Consider the following 18,601-nt stretch of genomic DNA (forward strand, 5'->3'; position numbering starts at 1 on the left):
ACAGATACATCCAAGAGTCATTTTATCTTTGAGTGAACTCTCTTCTATATTGTGGTATGTCATCTTTTGAAAAGGAGCATACATCCCCCAAAATACCTCAGGAAAGAAAATGTGCGTGTTTAAAAGCCTTTAAGACTTTACTTGATAAAAACGTTTGAGACTTTGTTGTGCTGTTACATTTTCTTTTATAACATCAATAGGAATTGTTTCTCTATTCCTACCACTCTGATCTTTATGAAAATGACATAAAAGATGCACACGAATGATTCTGTAATGATAAGAAGGCGTAAAGTCAGATGTGTCTATTGTCATTGTTTTGCTAAATCCCCTTGATAGAATTTAGTATCTCTTTTTAATCCATCGGAGATTTATTTGTGACTTCATGGCGTTGCTTTGCTCATAAAAACGTATGTTTTATCTGTTGTTATAAATAGATAATATATTGATTTACAATGATAATTTATCAAATTTTATATTGAATAAGAACACTTAATACAGTAGTGTTTTCTCACTTACAACTTACTTTTTCTTGCAACAAGCCATACCCTCAGCCCTACAGGTATTTGAAATTGCTTCCTTATCACCCACAAAGAGTGTTTTTAAACACTCTCAAGTATCTTATTAATTAATAGCACGTGAATTCTTTAATTATTTACATAAAAAAGTAACGCGGATTTACTCCGCGTTAACAAAATCATCAATGACGAATAAATTATTTATTAACCAATAGCTTTATGATTTTATTGCATAAACAACCGTTGTATTAACAGGTCTCGTTTCTGCTTCACCCGTTGAAGAAAGAGTTACTTCATGCGTGTGCGCACCAGCTGTTTGTGTGGTCCCTGTAATGGTTTGATAGTGATAAGAGGGGTTCCTTCTGCCAATATCATTGGCACTCCATCCAACTCCAGCATACTGAAAATTGTGCGTATGCTTACCTGCCTCTTTAATGGTGCAAATATGCGTATGTGATTTAATGCTATCTTGCTGCTCATTTGCAAACAGTCTATCTGCATCTAGACCGCGACCATCATCAAAACCGCGTAAAAACATTCCTCTAAAATCAGGAACTTTAAAGGTTGTATCACTGTTTTTTCCCCATTTATCACCTATTGCCTTGAATAATTGCGGATAATCTTTGCGTTCATAGGTAGCACCATCGCATAAAAGCCAACCGTTTGGGATTTCTTGCATAGCAAAAGTTGCAATAAACCCGCAAGGAAAGGTTTCTATCTTTGGTGGTGGAAGAGGTGTAGGATTTAATAAATACCAACCATCACGATCTACCATTGAAACATTGCTATTATATACTATCTCATAGATACCATTTGTTTGTAACTCTCCGCCTTCTAATGGGATAACACCCACATCGGTTGCTTTATAGAGCGGCTTCTCCCCTAAGCTATTAACTGTTATCGTCGTTGTGCCGACGTTCACACCACGAGACTTAAAACGTATTATGATATCATTTTTATATTTCGCTATAGGTGAAGCTGTTTTCAACGTGATCAATGTTGTTTTATCTTCCGCATTTACCATAAAATTTGAGCCAATAGAGCCACCACTATCTGCAAGATATTCACGCATACGCTGCATCATCGCCCGCGCACTATCATTGACAGAACTAGGTGGCTGACCTTCTGCCCAATTAATGATACTATCTGAATGGGCATTCTCATCGGCCTTTAGTGACCAATCGTAAATATCAGACATTATAACCCCCCTTATCTCAATAACCCTTCTAGCAATTTCTTTTCCGTGCACCAGAATATAGCTCTCCCGCAATTCTTCGTTGATACATTACATACTGCTGCACTACCCGTATTTATTCATTTTATTTTCTGCACTTCTTACAATTAAATAAACTAAATCCATCACAATTTATTTATAACATCAGTATCAATGCCTCCCATTGCAATGTAATCACTTCATTTGACATTGCTTACCCATTGTTGCTTTATTGTAGTTATGCGATTGTATTTTCAAACTTTTCATATTATTGTAAAGTTTACAAATATTGTTCACAAAATCCCTTGCTCTGGATTTCATATCATCATCATTGAATATAATAACTTATCAAACTCATAGGAAACTACTGACCTATTTGGACTTTTAATGAGACCTACACTATTTTCTAACATTTTCGCTATCTTAAAACTTTCCAGTCAGAAATACTCTATAGCATCTCTTTTATATTTTATCCCTATACTTTGAACAAACAACCTCTGTCTCTTGAGCTATGATTGTAAAACTTTTATAGTTTGTTTTGCTTTATTTTTATTAAAAATAGACTACAACTTCTTTGACTATCATCTGTACCAAACAAATTGTAAAAGTTTGTTCCGGACATTTTGCATTATACATTACATCTTTATTTGCACGCAGATACCTTTTAAAACATACCCTGTTTTGTTAAATTGTTCCTGAAACTAGCTTCACCAGATAAACACCGGCACCTTTTTCGAGCACTTCTTGTCCCAGTCTATCTCACCACAGAAGATGTTCTTAATCTGTTAAATTCGTTGCCCTTTAACTTAATCTAGAAATGATATACCCTATATAAATGGGTTGAAGATACACAGCATACCTTCATCAAATCTGGAAGATACATCCGATTTCTTTACGTGAACTGAAAAATACGAACCAAGTCCCCCCACTCTCTATAAAATGCGCATTACTGATCTTTGAAAACTGACTCGCTGTAGTCGCCCGTTGCCCTCCCACACTTAGCACAACTACTTTTCTATGTATTCTATTATATATAGAATTCTTTTGCAAGGATAATAAACTCTTCTGAATAGCATCATGCAATTATCGGCATCCACCCTTCTCATTACAATACCAGAGTAAGCATTTGCCAAATTGATAATTTCTCAACTTAATAATAGTTCTTTACAAAGTCATAGCTTTCAATGTCCCATTTAATCTCTTCCAAAGAACTCTCGGCGAGCAAATTCTGAAACTGATGAGCACAAAGATTGAGCCTAGAATATCCCTCCAATACCTAATGTATGGCTTTTTAAAGCTTCTATCAAAGTATAAAATCTTGTCTTTTTAGTTCCTCTTTCTTCCAAAGCCGCACGGACCTTCTGTTTTGCCTTTAAATATCGGTATAAACTTTGTAAAACCTTAATCTGTCTGGTGCCATTTACCAAAAGCGCTATTTTCATACACCCGATCATCCCCATGGCAAGATACTGATTTATAATAAACAGCGCCAAATAAGCCTTTTGCACATAAATAAACGCTTTTGATTTATAGATATTGTTGCGCAGCATCATATTGCCTTTGAGAAAGCTAACCTTGCTAATAAAGTTGCTCTATATTAAGTGCAAGCAAGAGAATGTTTGCCTCTTGTAAGATCAAACCAAAACGCTTAGCGCCCATTTCTATTCTATTGCCAATCGATAAATAGGACTCACATAATATTTTACACGTGAAATGCATCCTTTGGCTTCTCTTGCTTTCCCAACTATTTTAAAGCATCAATGAAGGATAAGAAGCAAAAATCTTTAAAAAATCCATAAACCATCCACTCTCCCCTTAACAATAATTTTTTAATCTTATCTGTCTGTTTATAAAAACTTTATAGTTAATTACTTCATGGTACCCGCTTTCATTTCTACAAAATATATAAAAACCGTTAAAGATATATCTTTGGGATTGACAATATAAGCATTTAAGCCAACCATATCCTTGTAAGTAAAAATTTTTTAAGTGGGGGATAATGCTAATATTATGAGAGCTATTGCATCAATTTTTTCAATAAAGTTTCTTGATTTTTATCTGGTGTGTCTTGGTATAAGACCATACTACATACACTCCTTAATGCAAGCACACGTGATTGATAATTTTAATGTTTCTCTATGAACATTGCAACCTGTTTTTTTTACTATGTGTTTATAAGGAAAAAGTTTATATGCAAAAAAATATTCTATCAATTAGTTGCAACCCCTTCTCGGCCTCACGCAAAATTTATCAACAGAGTCTCCTCTTCTCCGATGTGCGTGTACCATTGCGTGAAATTTCATTAACAGACAGTAGCGAAAAACCTTTACACATCTACGATACTTCTGGTCCTTACACTGATAAAAATATGATCATTGATATTACAAAAGGCTTGCCAGCAATTCGCTCAGCTTGGCTCTCTAAGCGTGCTGATACCGAGCCTTATACTGCACGACCAATCAAACCCGAAGATAATGGAGTAGCTCATAATCAAATCCCTATACCAGCCTTTGAACAAAAACAGCCTGTTTTGCGAGCAAAAAAAGATAAAGCAATTACACAGATGGCTTATGCACGCGCAGGTATCATTACCGCTGAAATGGAATACGTGGCTATACGAGAAAATGAAGGACTAACAATAAAAGAACAGCAAACAACGCAACCGGATGCATCATTTGGTAAATCAATACCGGAAATTTATACTGCCGAGTTTGTTCGTAATGAAATTGCCTGCGGGCGTGCTATTATTCCCCAAAATATCAACCATCCAGAATGTGAACCAATGATTATTGGACGCAATTTTCGTGTTAAAATTAATGCCAATATTGGCAATTCAGCAGTTACTTCATCTATGGCAGAAGAAGTTGATAAAATGGTTTGGGCCACTCGTTGGGGAGCAGATACAGTTATGGATCTCTCAACAGGGCGGAATATTCACAATATTCGTGAGTGGATTATTCGAAATTCACCAGTTCCCATCGGAACTGTTCCTCTTTATCAAGCGCTCGAAAAAGTACAAGGTATTGCTGAAAATTTAACATGGGATATTTTCCGAGACACCCTTATTGAGCAAGCAGAACAAGGTGTTGATTATTTTACCATTCATGCGGGATTAAGATTACCTTTTATCCCTCTCACTATTGATCGGGTAACAGGTATTGTTTCACGAGGTGGTTCTATTATGGCAAAATGGTGTTTGTATCATCACAAAGAAAGCTTTCTCTATGAACATTTTAATGAAATTTGTGATATTGCACGCACTTATGACATTTCTCTTTCCTTGGGGGATGGATTGCGTCCTGGCTCTATTGCCGATGCTAATGATGAAGCGCAATTTGCTGAACTTAAAACTTTGGGGGAATTGACAAAAATTGCTTGGGGAAAAGACGTACAGGTTATGATTGAAGGACCTGGGCATGTCCCAATGCACAAAATTAAAGAAAATATGGAACAGCAATTCAATCTCTGTCATGAAGCACCTTTTTATACTTTGGGACCTCTTACAACAGACATTGCCCCTGGTTATGACCATATTACTTCAGCAATTGGTGCCGCTATGATTGGATGGTTTGGAACCGCCATGTTGTGTTATGTAACGCCCAAAGAACACTTAGGACTCCCTGATAAAAATGACGTTAAAACTGGCGTGATCACTTATAAAATTGCTGCACATGCTGCTGATCTTGCCAAAGGTTTGCCCAGAGCACAATTGCGTGATAATGCCCTTTCACGTGCACGATTTGATTTCCGATGGTATGATCAATTTAACCTTTCTCTTGATCCAGAAACAGCCTGTGCCTTTCATGATGAAACAATGCCTAAAGAAGCTCATAAATTGGTGCATTTTTGTTCCATGTGTGGACCAAAATTCTGTTCTATGAGTATTTCTCATGATATTCGTGAGGCAGCAGCAACAATAAAAACGAAAGGGGAAGGTATGATTGCTATGTCCGAGAAATATCAAAAAAATGGTGACCTTTATGTAGATGCTATTCCTGTTCAAAAAAAGAGTGTCAACAGTTGAAGAATATTCTTATCAAAGGTGCAGGAGTAGGGGGATTAACAGTTGCCTTTATGTTACAGCAAAAAGGTGTTTCTGTTACTCTATCGGCTCCCCCTCATTCACCTATAGGAAGTGCTAGTTGGTATGCGGGAGGAATGCTTGCACCTTACTGTGAAAGGGAAAATGCGGAACAAATTGTTGAAGATCTTGGTATACAAGCTATACAGTGGTGGCATAAAATGCTCCCCAATTTTGTTATACGAAAAGGTACTTTGGTTGTTGCTCCTACACGGGATAAGGTAGAACTTGAACGATTCGCAGTGCGTACACATAATCACAAAATGATAAACGGTACAGAGATCGCTTATCTTGAACCGGATCTTGAGGAACGTTTTAATTGTGCACTCTTTTATGAAAATGAAGCACATCTTGATCCACGCAAAGCACTTATTACTTTAAAAGACAACCTTATAAAAAGTGGAGCCTCTTTTGTCGATGTAGAAATATCTGAAACAAATTTTGATATTGTCATTGATGCAACCGGAATAGCACGTTTAGGAAAAGACAAAAATATACGAGGTGTACGCGGAGAAATGCTTCTCGTACGCAGCACAGATATTAAAATTTCTCGTCCAATTCGCCTGCTTCATCCACGATTTCCACTCTATGTTGTCCCTCGACAAGATAATATTTTTATGATTGGTGCAACAATGATTGAGAGTGACCTTGATGGCGCCATATCGGTGAGGTCAATGATGGAATTGCTCAATGCGGCTTATACTTTACATCCCGCTTTTGCCGAAGCAGAAATTATTGAATCTGGAGTTGCTATACGTCCATGCTATCCTGATAACTTTCCTTCCGTGTACAAGCATGGTAATCATATTTTTATTAATGGATTTTATAGACATGGTTTTCTTTTATCTCCAGAAATGGCAAAGCAAGCAATGAAGTTGGCATTGGAGTAAAACATGCAAATATTTGTTAATGGTGAAAAAATCCAAACAGGGGTTATCACTCTCGATCTCTTACTTAAAGAATTAGGTTATGAAGGAAATTGGCTAGCAACCGCTGTTAATTCGGAAGTTATTCCTGTAAATGCACGAAGCCAATTTGTCTTGCATGAAGGAGATAAAATTGAAATTTTAAGTCCAATGCAAGGGGGCTAAAACTATGCTGGATCTTTATGGACGTAAATTCTCTTCTCGTCTTATGTTAGGTACGGCTCAATATCCTTCACCAGCAATCCTTCGTGATGCTATTCATACATCTCATACAGAAATTATAACAGTTGCGTTGCGTCGAGAAACCGCAGGTGGAAAACAAGGTGGACAATTTTGGCAATTTCTTACAGAACTGGGTATAACAGTACTTCCCAATACTGCTGGTTGTTACACTGTTAAAGAAGCTATTACAACGGCAAAGCTTGCACGCGATCTTTTTAAAACATCTTGGATTAAACTCGAAATTATTGGGAATCCCGATACCTTACAGCCAAATGTTTTTTCCTTAATCGAAGCAGCACAAATTTTAAACAGTGAAGGTTTCAAAATTTTTGCTTATACAACAGATGATCTCATTGTTGCTGAAAAGCTCTTAGATGTTGGATGCCAAGTCATAATGCCTTGGTGTGCTCCTATTGGATCTGCCAAAGGCCCTCATAATACCGATGGATTGCGTTCTATCCGCGCTTACCTTCCTGATATTACTCTTGTTATTGATGCTGGCATTGGACGCCCATCACATGCTGCTGTTGCTATGGAACTTGGTTATGATGCAGTGCTTCTTAACACCGCAGTTGCCAAATCAGCTGATCCTGTCTTAATGGCTGAAGCGTTTTCTAAAGCTGTTCAGGCAGGGCGCATGGGATATAAAGCAGGACTTCTCGAATCACGTGACACAGCAGTTCCTTCAACGCCAATTATTGGAAAAGCAGTCTTTTCATGAAACTGGACCCATTCTATCTCATTGTTGATAATGCTGATTGGGTTGAACGTTTGATTCCTCTTGGAGTCAAACTCATACAATTGCGCATGAAAAATGAAAATTTAAAAGTAATCCGTCAACATATTAAGCATGCAAAAAATATATGTGATAAATTGGGAATACAATTAATCATTAATGATCATTGGGAAATAGCAATTGATGAAAAATGCAATTTCATTCATCTTGGACAAGAAGACTTAAGCAGTGCTGATCTTCTTGCAATTCGTAAAAATGGTATAAGGTTTGGTCTTAGCACACATGATGAACAGGAATTAGATATCGCACTTTCTGTTAATTCTGACTATGTTGCACTTGGTCCTATTTATCCAACAATCTTAAAAGAAATGAAATGGAAACCTCAAGGGCTAGAAAAAATCAAACGATGGAGAAAACGGATTGGTGCTATACCTTTAGTGGGCATTGGTGGTTTAACACCAGAACGCGCTCTTGGTGTTTTAAAAGCAGGAGCCAATAGTGCTGCTGTTGTAACCGATATTATCCTCCATAAAAAACCTGAACAGCGTGTCCAACAGTGGTTAAAAGTAACAAAAGCATGGCGTTGAAGCCTTCTATTCTCATTGTTGCGGGAACTGATCCAACAGGAGGCGCCGGTATTATCCGTGATATAGAAACAGCTGCACATTTTCAAATAAAAGCAAATTTAGCTATCACCTGCGTTAACGTACAAGATGATAATCATGTTGCTGAAATTGTTCCAATGCATGGAAAACTTATCACTGCGCAAATGCGCAGTGCCTTAGAAGCGAATCCAATAAGCGCAATAAAAATCGGTATGACGGGGACCAAAGCTATTGTAACAGCAATCTGTCATGTCCTCAAAGATTATCCTCATATTCCAGTTATTCTTGATCCTGTACTTGCCGCCTCATCAGGAGGAAAACTAACAACAGAAAAAATCACAGAAATTATGATCAATAAACTTCTCCCTCACGTTGATCTTTTAACACCCAATAGAGAAGAACTCGCTATTCTTAGCCAAAGTCCGCTGGCATCCCATCATAAGCAAGCAATACAGCAAGCAAAAAAACTGCTGTCATTTGGTCCACGCTCTATCTTAATAAAAGGTGGGCATGCAAACGGCCCCCTTTCAACAGATAGCTTCATTGATAAAACTGACATCATAAATATTTCCGCTCCCCGCTTGACGGGGGCAATGCGTGGCACAGGTTGCATCCTTTCAAGCGCTATTGCAGCCAATTTGGCATTAAATGAATCTATGACTCAAGCTATTAAAAATGCAAAAGCATATATTCAAACATTGCTGTTAAATCACAACCAAAAAGGTTATTAAAATCTTAATACGATGTCACAATTTTTTAAATATTCTGGCTATATTTTTTAGTTTATATGTTTTTTTCTTAAAATTAATGTAGCTTTATAACTACAGGATTATTTATCTTAATAACAAAAGAATATTTACGCTAAAAAATTTTATTGTAGACCGTTTCGGTATATCATCTTAATGGATAAGACAACGTATTTGAAAAATGCATATAATTGCCAATACTTTCCAGTGTTTTTTGTTAAAATAAAGAGGCTTATCATTGTTTGGTACATAAATTACTAAAAAACACATCATAAATCTTGAAGGATAATGTTATATGCTCTATTCCTAGGGGGTAGATTATCAGAAAAAGTAAAATGTTAAATCGAACACAGTGCTCAATCTCATATGAAGAACTCTTAAACTTTTATAAAGAAAGTGGTGCGGATGCTGTCTTAACAGATTCACCTGTCGATCGCTTTAGTCAATCTGCTTCCTTAGAAAAAAAGCTAACACAAACAATAAACACTTTTCATAATCAACAAGCATCACCAACCATAAAGTTATCCAATCATCCACTGTCTATTCCTAGTATTATACAAGGTGAACCTTCAGCTATAGAGAGTGCAAAAAATGCGAATACACTTGATGAATTAAAATCTGCTCTCCTCGCATTTAATGGATGCTCATTAAAATTGACAGCAAAAAATACCTGTTTTTCAGATGGAACAGCAGGAAGTTCGCTCATGCTCATAGGAGAAGCACCAGGACGAGAGGAAGATATACAAGGAATTCCATTTGTAGGAAAAGCGGGCATATTACTGAACAAAATCCTCGCATCAATTGGCTTAACAAGAAACAATGTTTACATAGCCAACACTATTCCTTGGCGCCCACCAGGAAATCGTACGCCTACACCAAGAGAAGTAGCATTATGCCGCCCTTTCATTGAACGACAAATTCATTTAGCTAAACCTCGTATTCTTATAGCACTAGGAGGAGTTGCTACACAGTTTCTTACGGGAGCTCAAAATGGAATTATCCGAACACGGGGGAAATGGCTTACCTATGAAGGCGAAGACAACGTAAAAATACCTGTTATGCCAACTTTTCACCCTGCTTACCTGCTCCGAACGCCCAGTCAAAAAAAGCTCACATGGATAGACTTCTTAGAAGTAAAAAAACGCTTAGATAGCTTTTTGTAACTCCTTAATTCTACCCCTTGCATCAAAACACAAACGCTTTTTCAAGTCTTTAACTTTTAAAATACAGTCAGGAAAAAATTATGCAACAATCAGCAGTCCCCATTTATCGTCTGGAAGACTACCAACCAACCCCTTATGTTATCCCCAAAACACAACTTCACTTCTCTTTACAACCGACAAAAACCCTTGTTACGGCAATATTATTGATTGAAGCGCGTCAAAATACGAAAGAAAGAACACCTCTTGTTCTTTCTGGTGATGATCTTATTCTTATTTCTGTTGCTATTAATGGCGAAACATTGTCTGAAAATGCTTATAAAAGCACGCCTTCACGTTTAGAAATTACTACCCCACCAACGGCTCCTTTTACATTGCAGTTAGTTACGGAACTAAACCCTGAAAGCAACCGCCAACTCATGGGACTTTATCTTTCGAATGGTGTTTATTGCACACAATGCGAAGCAGAAGGTTTTCGTCGTATTACTTATTTTTACGACCGCCCAGATATTCTTTCTACTTATACAGTAAAAATCGAAGCAGATTCTCGAACAATCCCTATCTTACTTTCCAATGGTAATCTCGTGAAAACAGGAACTCTTGAGAATAATCGTCATTTTGCTCTTTGGGAGGATCCTTATCCAAAACCATCTTATCTCTTTGCTTTAGTTGGTGGTGATCTTGATAAGTTAGAAGACTATTTTACTACTATATCTGGTCGACATATCAAACTTGGTATCTATGTGGAAAGAGAAAAAACCAAACGTGCAACATATGCAATGGACGCCCTCAAACGTTCCATGCGTTGGGATGAAGAATGTTTTGGACGCGAATATGACCTTGATGTTTTCAATATTGTTGCTGTTTCGGACTTTAACATGGGTGCAATGGAAAACAAAGGGCTTAACATCTTTAATGATAAATATGTTCTTGCAGATCCTGAAACAGCAACCGATCATGATTATAGAAATATCGAACGTGTCATTGCTCATGAATATTTCCATAATTGGACCGGTAATCGTATTACCTGCCGTGATTGGTTTCAACTTTGTTTAAAAGAAGGACTAACAGTTTACCGTGATCAAGAATTTTCCTCAGATCAGAATGTACGTAGTCTACAGCGAATTGAAAACATAAAAATATTGAAAGCTACACAATTTGCCGAAGATGCTGGTCCGCTTGCTCATCCTGTACGGCCTCGTCAATATAGCGAAATCAACAACTTTTACACCACAACCGTTTATGAGAAAGGTGCAGAAGTCGTTCGCATGGTGCATACCATTTTAGGTCCTGCTCTCTTTCGTAAAGGAATGGATCTCTATTTTCAACGTCATGATGGGCAAGCTTGCACAATTGAAGATTTTATCACCTGTTTTGCTGAAGTCTCTGGTAGAGACTTTTCACAATTCATGCTGTGGTATGAACAAGCAGGAACGCCTAATGTGGAAATAGACCACCATTATAGCGATGGTACTTTGACGATTCATGCAAAACAACATATTCCAGCAACACCGCAACAAAAAACAAAAAAGCCTATGCTTATCCCTATCACTTTTGATCTCTTAGGAAAAAATGGAGAATCTCTCATCTATGAGGCTGATGCAGATATTCAATCAGATGTTATGTTTCTCTATAAAGAAAACCAAACGTTCACATTAAGGGGACTGAATGAAAAACCCGTTTTATCACTGCTTAGAGATTTCTCTGCACCTATCAATCTACAAACTCCGTTCAATGAAAACGAGCTGATCTTTCTTGCCAAAAATGATAGCAATCAACCTAATCGTTGGCAGTCACTTGATCATTTGATGATGCAAGCTCTGATTCAAGCTATTCAAGATAAAACACAAGCAAAAGAAGGTATGCCTTCCTCTTTGCTCAAATTGATTGAAAACATCCTTAAAGATGAAAGTCTTGAACCAGAGTTTCGCGCATTTTGTTTAAATTTACCCAGCGAAATTGAGCTTGCTCACACAATTGGTAAAAATGTTGATCCGGATCGTATCCATTCTGTGCGCAATCAGTTTTTAACTTCACTCGCGCATACACATCAAGAGCTCTTCACAAAAGTTTATATGCAAATGGAAATTCATGAGCCCTATTCACCAAACACTACGCAAACTGGGAAACGAGCGTTACGGAATATTGTGCTAGATTATCTTTCCATTGCCGAAGCCCAACCAAACCGTTCTGCCATGCAATATGCAAAAGCTGATAATATGACTGACCGCATGGCAAGTATAACAATTTTAGTGCAGCATTTTAACAAAAGTAAGCAGGCACAAAATGCCTTAAATGATTTTGAAAACCGATATAGGCATGATCCTTTAGTCATGGATAAATGGTTTTCCATTCAAGCAATGATTGCAGGAGCATCAACACTTGACCATGTTCAAAAACTTATAAAGCATCCGCTCTTTTCACAAGATAATCCCAATCGTGTACGAGCCTTAATTGGTGTCTTTGCTTCTAATAACCTAACAGGTTTTAATAGGGTTGATGGTGCATCCTATGATTTTCTTTGCCAAATCATTTTGGAAATTGACAAAAAAAATCCTCAACTTGCTTCGCGATTACTCACAATAATGCGTTCTTGGCGACAATTAGAGCCTGTTCGGCAACAAAAGCTTGAAACCGCATTAAAAACAATTGCAGCAGCTCCTCAATTGTCAAACGATGTAGCAGATATCATCACTCGCATCCTTGCTTAAAAGAAAAAGTATTTATAATCAATGTATTATATTCTTATTGATGAAATAACATCAAAGTAGTTCTTCAGTAACAATAACACCATAAACAGATAATTTAAGCCTGTTTATGGATAATGTTAGCTTTTTTTTCATTTTCATACTCCGTGCTTAGAAGCAGTAAAATTACTTTTTCTAAAAAAAAGACTGGACAGAAGACTCCTGTTTTGATTCATTGCGGTCATGGAGTTTTATTATGAATACTGAAACAGTTTTTCAGTCATATTATTCCATAATTAGAGGAACTTAAAATGGCTAAATTGGACGCATATAATGCGCCATCAGAGATGCACGCCGCTGCAAAACCGAGCACCAAAAACCACAAGGTGCGCACAGTGTATGTCAATCTGCTTTCGGATTCAGCCTATCAAAAACTTCTCTTCATTGAACCTTGGCTGCGGCGTTCACTTCCATTTATTATTAGTATATTTCTTGTTGTGCTTGCAGCAATTCGCTTCACATCAATCTATGATTGGCGCCATACGATTGATAAAAGTACACGTTCTACCATCACTCTCTTAGCTTCTCATGTTAGCAATATCATTGATCGTGACTTACTTGCCGCCACTCAGCAAAAAAAAGCTTCTGTTCTTTCTCATCATCATTTGCAAAATATCCTTACCAATTTTCGTAACCAAGGTCTTATCAATACCAACACTGTTATTGCTATAGTAGATCAAAAGGGCAATGTCTTAGCCTCATCAAGTTCAGAGATCATTTTAGGAAAACCCTTACAAGATTTTACCCCTGAGAGCATTGCTTTACAGTCTCTTGGACAACACGCCGGTGCAATGCAAATCACAATAGGAAGAGATGAACCAGCTCTCGCTTCGTTTTACCAAACAGACAATGGACAATATGGTGTCTTCATCAGTGAAAAAACGCAACATACCTACATGGGATGGCGCAAGTTTTTCTCGTTAAATATGGTCCTTTTTCTAGGAACTACCAGTGTTATTTTAACTCTTCTCTATGCTTATTACAATCAAATCGTACGAGCACGCAATACGGATTTGATTTCAGAAAAAATTCAAAATCGTATTGATATGGCAATGATGCGTGGACGCTGTGGACTGTGGGATTGGAATATGGCAAGCGGACGTGTTTACTGGTCGCAAGCAATGTACGAAATGCTCGGCTACCTGCCTCAAGACGCACTGCTCTCAATTTCTCAAATTACCGCTATTATTAACCCAAACGATGCTAATTTTTTTGATCTTGCTCAGGAATTAATGAGTGGTAAAAAAAAGCATATCGATATTAATGTCCCCATGCGTCATGCCGATGGTCATTATGTATGGATGCGTATTCGTGCTGAAGTTACAGATGAAGAGGAACCCCATTTAGTTGGTATTGCCTTCGATATTAGTGAACAACGTCAACTCGCAGAAGAAACAGCGCAAGCCGACCTTCGTATCCGTGATGCGATTGAAAATATTTCGGAATCTTTTGTCTTATGGGATTCAGAAGGGCGTTTAGTCATGTCCAACAGCAAATTTTGCGAATATTCAGCTATTCCTAAGCAGGTTCTACAATCAGGAATCCAGCGTGCAACCGTCGAAGCAATATCCCGCCCTGCAATCAGTGAATATCCCCTCAAAGATGATGGTTCTGGTAACTTAACCAGCATTCGCCAAACAGCAGATGGTTGTTGGCTCAAAATTAATGAACGGCGGACTCAAGATGGAGGACTTGTTTGCATTGGTACAGATATTTCTGAACTTAAACAACAACAAGAAAAATTTGAAGACAGTGAAAGACGCCTTTTTTCTTTTATTCAAGAACTCAAACGTGCTCGAGGAAGTGCCCAACAACGTGCCACAGAAGTTGAAAAGCTTAATAAAAGTCTCAAGGCAGAAAAAGAGCGTGCTGAAAGTGCTAACAAAGCAAAATCAGAATTTTTAGCCAATATGTCTCATGAATTGCGCACTCCACTTAACGCTATTCTCGGCTTTTCAGATATCATGTTGCAATCTACCTTTGGTCCTCTCGGCTCGCAACGTTATAAAGAATATATGCATGATATTTACAATTCAGGAGCTCATCTTCTAACCCTTATCAATGATATCCTTGATATGTCTAAAATCGAAGCTGGAAAATTTACCCTTGATTGTAAAAGTACTAATCTTGAGCCCATCATCAGTGAAGCGGCGCGCACTCTTACACCCCAAGCTCAAGAAAAAAATATTTCTGTTACAACAAATATTGCTTCAGAACTCTACGCAGAAGTTGATAGCCGTGCCATGAAACAGATCTTCCTTAATCTCATCTCTAATGCTGTTAAATTTACACCTTCTGGCGGCAATATTAATGTTTGCGCTTTCAAGAAAAAGAATAACTTTGTTTGTAAAATTAAAGATACAGGAGTTGGCATTCCTCAATCAGCCATCAAAAAACTCGGACAACCTTTTGAACAGGTTGAAAATCAACTTACTAAAACCCATGCAGGCTCAGGACTTGGCTTAGCCATTTCGCGTTCCTTGCTAGAACTACACAAAGGAAAACTTGAAATTATCTCTAAAGAAATGAAAGGTACAACTGTAACCATTACAATGCCTATCAAACAAAGTTAAATTCATTTTAAATTTTTCTCCCTTGTTCCCGTTGTAGAAAAATCTGTTTCCACCTAAAACCCCAACAATATCCAGAGATAAAACCATTCTTACGCACCACACGATGGCAGGGAATGATTAATGCCAATTCGTTACGCTCACATACATTAGCAACCGCACGAAAAGCCTTTGGTATACCAATACGTTGCGCTAACGCCTCATATGAAATTGTTTCACCACATGGCACTCCACATAATACCATCCATACTTTCTGCTGAAAGATTGTGCCCTTTATATCTAAGGGAAAATTATGTCGTCTTACCAACTTAGGCGTTTCTATCATTGCGACGATATGTGCAACTTCTTTCTTAAATGTGTCATCATCATCTACTTGTTGTACATCATCAAAGCATACCGTAAATTCTTGTAATAATTGTTCTGTAGTGTCTCCCAACATTATATTACAAATCCCTTTATGGGATTTGACCACCAGAAGCTCTCCTATTGAAACATTTTTCAGACAAAATATTTTCTTTTTGGGAATGTTCGGCATTTTGACTTTTTTATATTTTTAAAAGATTATGAATACAGCAAATGAAATAAAGATAAGCTATCTTTTATGTCTGAAGCCTCATAACTATATGGGACCAAATGATGATGATCTTAAAGTGTAAAACTCTAGCATATTAGAACAAATGCAGTAAGTACTTTTACCTAAGGCTCTAACAATTTGCTTATCTTTTGATAAGGATTATCAATCAGCTTTACATTAAAAAACATAAAAGATTTTCTGAAAGAGTGAAATTCCTAAAATGCCTCTGTATTAGCCACATCTCAGAAGTATTCTATATGATAGAGCATAAAATTTTTATAAATAATGCAAGTAACTGAATAAAATTTCTTTTACAGTTGTACATCAATTTCTTGGTATAATAGCATATTATTATTTTAATAAATAATCTCATATACTGCTTTAAAAGCAAGTATCTTTTTTACGTATCTTATTGAATTGCTGGTATTGCCCTTAATAGTCTCAACTGCTCTTTTTTATAAAAGTCATAGAGAGCTTAAGAAACTTAAGCTTATTTGAAACAAAGATTGAAATGATTGAGTACTTTCCACTTTAACAGCTTTTGTATACTAGATAGAAGTTAATATGTTTTGATATTGTTCCATGCCATTCGCTAACATGAGAGAACAATTACAAAAAGAAAAGAAGAGTTCATCGATAGATAGCACAGATGCATGTGCTCCAGAATCCTCATTTAAACTCACTCAAGAAACTAAAAGCATTACGCTATTGCCTTCCTTTCATACCACCAATCAGAGTGGTCAATATATTCTTCGCAATCCAATATTCATGAATATGTTCGCAAGAAACGTATAAAAATATCTATAAGAATAATCAAACATAAAGCAACAAGTATATTGTTGTTTCGCTAAAAGTTTGATAGAAGGCTATCACTTTTTTTCAATCAATAACTGATATATTTTGTGTTTTATAACATTATTTATTCATAAGGTGCGTACGCTATTCCCTGTCAATCAGTCTCTCCCTATACAACAGCATGTTTGAAAGAGCTCTTAGACTTTTCTTTCAATTCTCTTCCTAGCGATACCTATAATGATATATGCAAGATCTACTTATACAACTATCTCTCACATTCGTGGAATAACAAAACAGCACTACCATTATATTTCCCCTCCCCCAATGTTGTTCTACGAATCTTGAATTAAGGTGAATTATAAAACTGTATTTAACTCATTCTGAAAAAAACTATTCACGCGTCAATCCATATTTTGATAAAAAGTATCTTTTTATTCTTAATATTATTCTTAATAAAGGTTATAATTATAAAATATAATATATTTTCTATTTTAATATAGCATTATATAACACTGATTTCTTTTCTTCATTCATCTCTTGAATGACACTCTTATTTTTTCTATCATCACTTCGCAAAACTGTTTACATAGGTTATGTCAATGCTATTATATCTGTTGAGGCATATTACAATAGTAATCCTGTTATTTAAAAATTCCCTATATTTGTGCTCTTTGTTTTTTATCTAAATGAAATATTTTATGATAACGAAAAAATAAAAGCCCCATTCGAAAATGGAGCTCTTTAATAGTTATCTTACAATAAATTAGAATTTGTACGCGACACCAACGCGAAAGTCATTCGTCTTATAACCTAATTCAGTTCTTTCATGGGCAAATTTCTTTTTGCCAAAATCTGAATAACGATATTCTGCACGCATAATAATATTATCAGTCATTGCAAAATCAACACCACCTCCAAGGGTATAGCCAACCATCGTCTTTTTTTCATCATGCAATGACTCAGAAAAACCCATTGCCCTATTTTTTGTATCAGCTTCCTTTAGCTTAAAAGTATTTTGAAGTTGCGCGTAAGCAATCCCTCCTGCAATATAAGGCATCATACGATCAATAGCAAAACCAACTCGTACCCGCGCAGCACCAGACCATTTTTGCTTTAAAGTATGTTGCACACTTTTCGTAACTGCTACTTCTTCTTCCCTTTGATATATTGCTCTGAGCGCTACACCCTCTGCATCTTCCGATACTACTCTGTTTTTCTTTTCACTCGGTGGTTTGACATCTTTCGTATCCTTTTTATCAGACAAAATCACATCCGTATCGATACCTATAATAAAGCCATTCTCGATATCAATATTGAAACCGGCATAAATACCACCTATGAAACCAGAAAGTTTAGGTAAAAATTCCTTGTCTACTGGAGTCCATTTTTCTGTATTACTCTCATCTTTCAAATAACTTAAAGTATTTTTACTGGAAAAACCACCAATTTTGCTTCCCAAGTAAACCCCTGTCCAAGAAAAAGCAGGAGATGCAACAACAGGGACCGGCTGCTCTGGTATAGTAACATCCGCCGCCTGTATTGCAGAAACTAAAGTTAAAGAAAAAATAGATGTTGTGATTAAATATTTTGTAATCATAATTGCTCCCCTAAAAGCTAAATAACAAAATAATAGGTAAATATTTTCATATTTTTTTCAAAAAATATGTAGTAAAAATGATACAGTTATAAAAAAAATAACATATCTATTTAA

The 18,601-nt window shown here is 36.6% G+C and carries 14 protein-coding genes; 9 read left to right on the plus strand and 5 right to left on the minus strand.

Annotated features, from left to right (window positions below; all coding sequences use genetic code 11):
* Window positions 1–129: 129 nt before the first annotated feature.
* The 3 genes from GQO39_RS00300 to GQO39_RS00310 all read right to left on the minus strand — a co-directional run bounded on the left by GQO39_RS00300 (window position 130) and on the right by GQO39_RS00310 (window position 3,278).
* On the minus strand, window positions 130–312 hold the full coding sequence (locus tag GQO39_RS00300; protein WP_156850450.1) for a hypothetical protein: 183 nt from the start codon (window positions 310–312) through the stop codon (window positions 130–132).
* A 420-nt stretch (window positions 313–732) separates the two neighbouring features.
* Window positions 733–1,713, minus strand: coding sequence for a gene transfer agent tail collar protein BgtC (gene bgtC / locus GQO39_RS00305; protein WP_156850451.1), 981 nt, complete (start codon window positions 1,711–1,713; stop codon window positions 733–735).
* Between the two features lie 1,271 nt (window positions 1,714–2,984).
* Window positions 2,985–3,278 carry a hypothetical protein gene (locus GQO39_RS00310; RefSeq protein WP_156850452.1) on the minus strand — a complete coding sequence of 98 codons (294 nt, stop codon included), beginning with the start codon at window positions 3,276–3,278 and terminating at the stop codon, window positions 2,985–2,987.
* A 641-nt stretch (window positions 3,279–3,919) separates the two neighbouring features.
* Here GQO39_RS00310 and thiC point away from each other — a divergent pair.
* The 9 genes from thiC to GQO39_RS00355 all read left to right on the plus strand — a co-directional run bounded on the left by thiC (window position 3,920) and on the right by GQO39_RS00355 (window position 15,524).
* Complete coding sequence (gene thiC / locus GQO39_RS00315; RefSeq protein ID WP_156850453.1) at window positions 3,920–5,752, plus strand: phosphomethylpyrimidine synthase ThiC; 1,833 nt, start codon at window positions 3,920–3,922, stop codon at window positions 5,750–5,752.
* Window positions 5,749–6,699 carry an FAD-dependent oxidoreductase gene (locus GQO39_RS00320; RefSeq protein WP_156850454.1) on the plus strand — a complete coding sequence of 317 codons (951 nt, stop codon included), beginning with the start codon at window positions 5,749–5,751 and terminating at the stop codon, window positions 6,697–6,699. Before thiC ends, GQO39_RS00320 begins: the two co-directional genes overlap by 4 nt.
* 3 nt (window positions 6,700–6,702) lie before the next feature.
* Window positions 6,703–6,900, plus strand: coding sequence for a sulfur carrier protein ThiS (thiS, locus tag GQO39_RS00325; RefSeq protein ID WP_156850455.1), 198 nt, complete (start codon window positions 6,703–6,705; stop codon window positions 6,898–6,900).
* A 4-nt stretch (window positions 6,901–6,904) separates the two neighbouring features.
* A complete protein-coding gene (locus GQO39_RS00330) occupies window positions 6,905–7,678 on the plus strand; it encodes a thiazole synthase (protein WP_156850456.1) in 774 nt (257 codons plus the stop codon).
* Window positions 7,675–8,280, plus strand: coding sequence for a thiamine phosphate synthase (locus GQO39_RS00335; RefSeq protein ID WP_007553025.1), 606 nt, complete (start codon window positions 7,675–7,677; stop codon window positions 8,278–8,280). The genes GQO39_RS00330 and GQO39_RS00335 overlap by 4 nt, the downstream gene beginning before the upstream one ends.
* A complete protein-coding gene (locus tag GQO39_RS00340; protein WP_156850457.1) occupies window positions 8,271–9,029 on the plus strand; it encodes a hydroxymethylpyrimidine/phosphomethylpyrimidine kinase in 759 nt (252 codons plus the stop codon). The genes GQO39_RS00335 and GQO39_RS00340 overlap by 10 nt, the downstream gene beginning before the upstream one ends.
* 350 nt (window positions 9,030–9,379) lie before the next feature.
* Window positions 9,380–10,207, plus strand: coding sequence for a uracil-DNA glycosylase (locus tag GQO39_RS00345; RefSeq protein WP_156850458.1), 828 nt, complete (start codon window positions 9,380–9,382; stop codon window positions 10,205–10,207).
* Window positions 10,208–10,287: 80 nt separating this feature from the next.
* Window positions 10,288–12,915 (plus strand): aminopeptidase N, encoded by a 2,628-nt coding sequence (gene pepN / locus GQO39_RS00350; RefSeq protein ID WP_156850459.1) that lies wholly within the window; start codon window positions 10,288–10,290, stop codon window positions 12,913–12,915.
* Window positions 12,916–13,202: 287 nt separating this feature from the next.
* Window positions 13,203–15,524 (plus strand): ATP-binding protein, encoded by a 2,322-nt coding sequence (locus tag GQO39_RS00355; protein WP_156850460.1) that lies wholly within the window; start codon window positions 13,203–13,205, stop codon window positions 15,522–15,524.
* A gap of 7 nt (window positions 15,525–15,531) precedes the next feature.
* Here the strand turns inward: GQO39_RS00355 and GQO39_RS00360 are convergent, their stop codons facing one another.
* Together GQO39_RS00360 and GQO39_RS00365 are read right to left on the minus strand one after the other, a co-directional pair.
* Entirely contained in the window at window positions 15,532–16,056 is a 525-nt protein-coding gene (locus GQO39_RS00360) for a methylated-DNA--[protein]-cysteine S-methyltransferase (RefSeq protein WP_156850461.1), read from the minus strand.
* A 1,597-nt stretch (window positions 16,057–17,653) separates the two neighbouring features.
* Window positions 17,654–18,487, minus strand: coding sequence for an outer membrane protein (locus GQO39_RS00365; RefSeq protein WP_156850462.1), 834 nt, complete (start codon window positions 18,485–18,487; stop codon window positions 17,654–17,656).
* Window positions 18,488–18,601 lie beyond the last annotated feature (114 nt).

Source organism: Bartonella refiksaydamii (genome assembly GCF_902652675.1).
GTDB lineage: Bacteria > Pseudomonadota > Alphaproteobacteria > Rhizobiales > Rhizobiaceae > Bartonella > Bartonella refiksaydamii.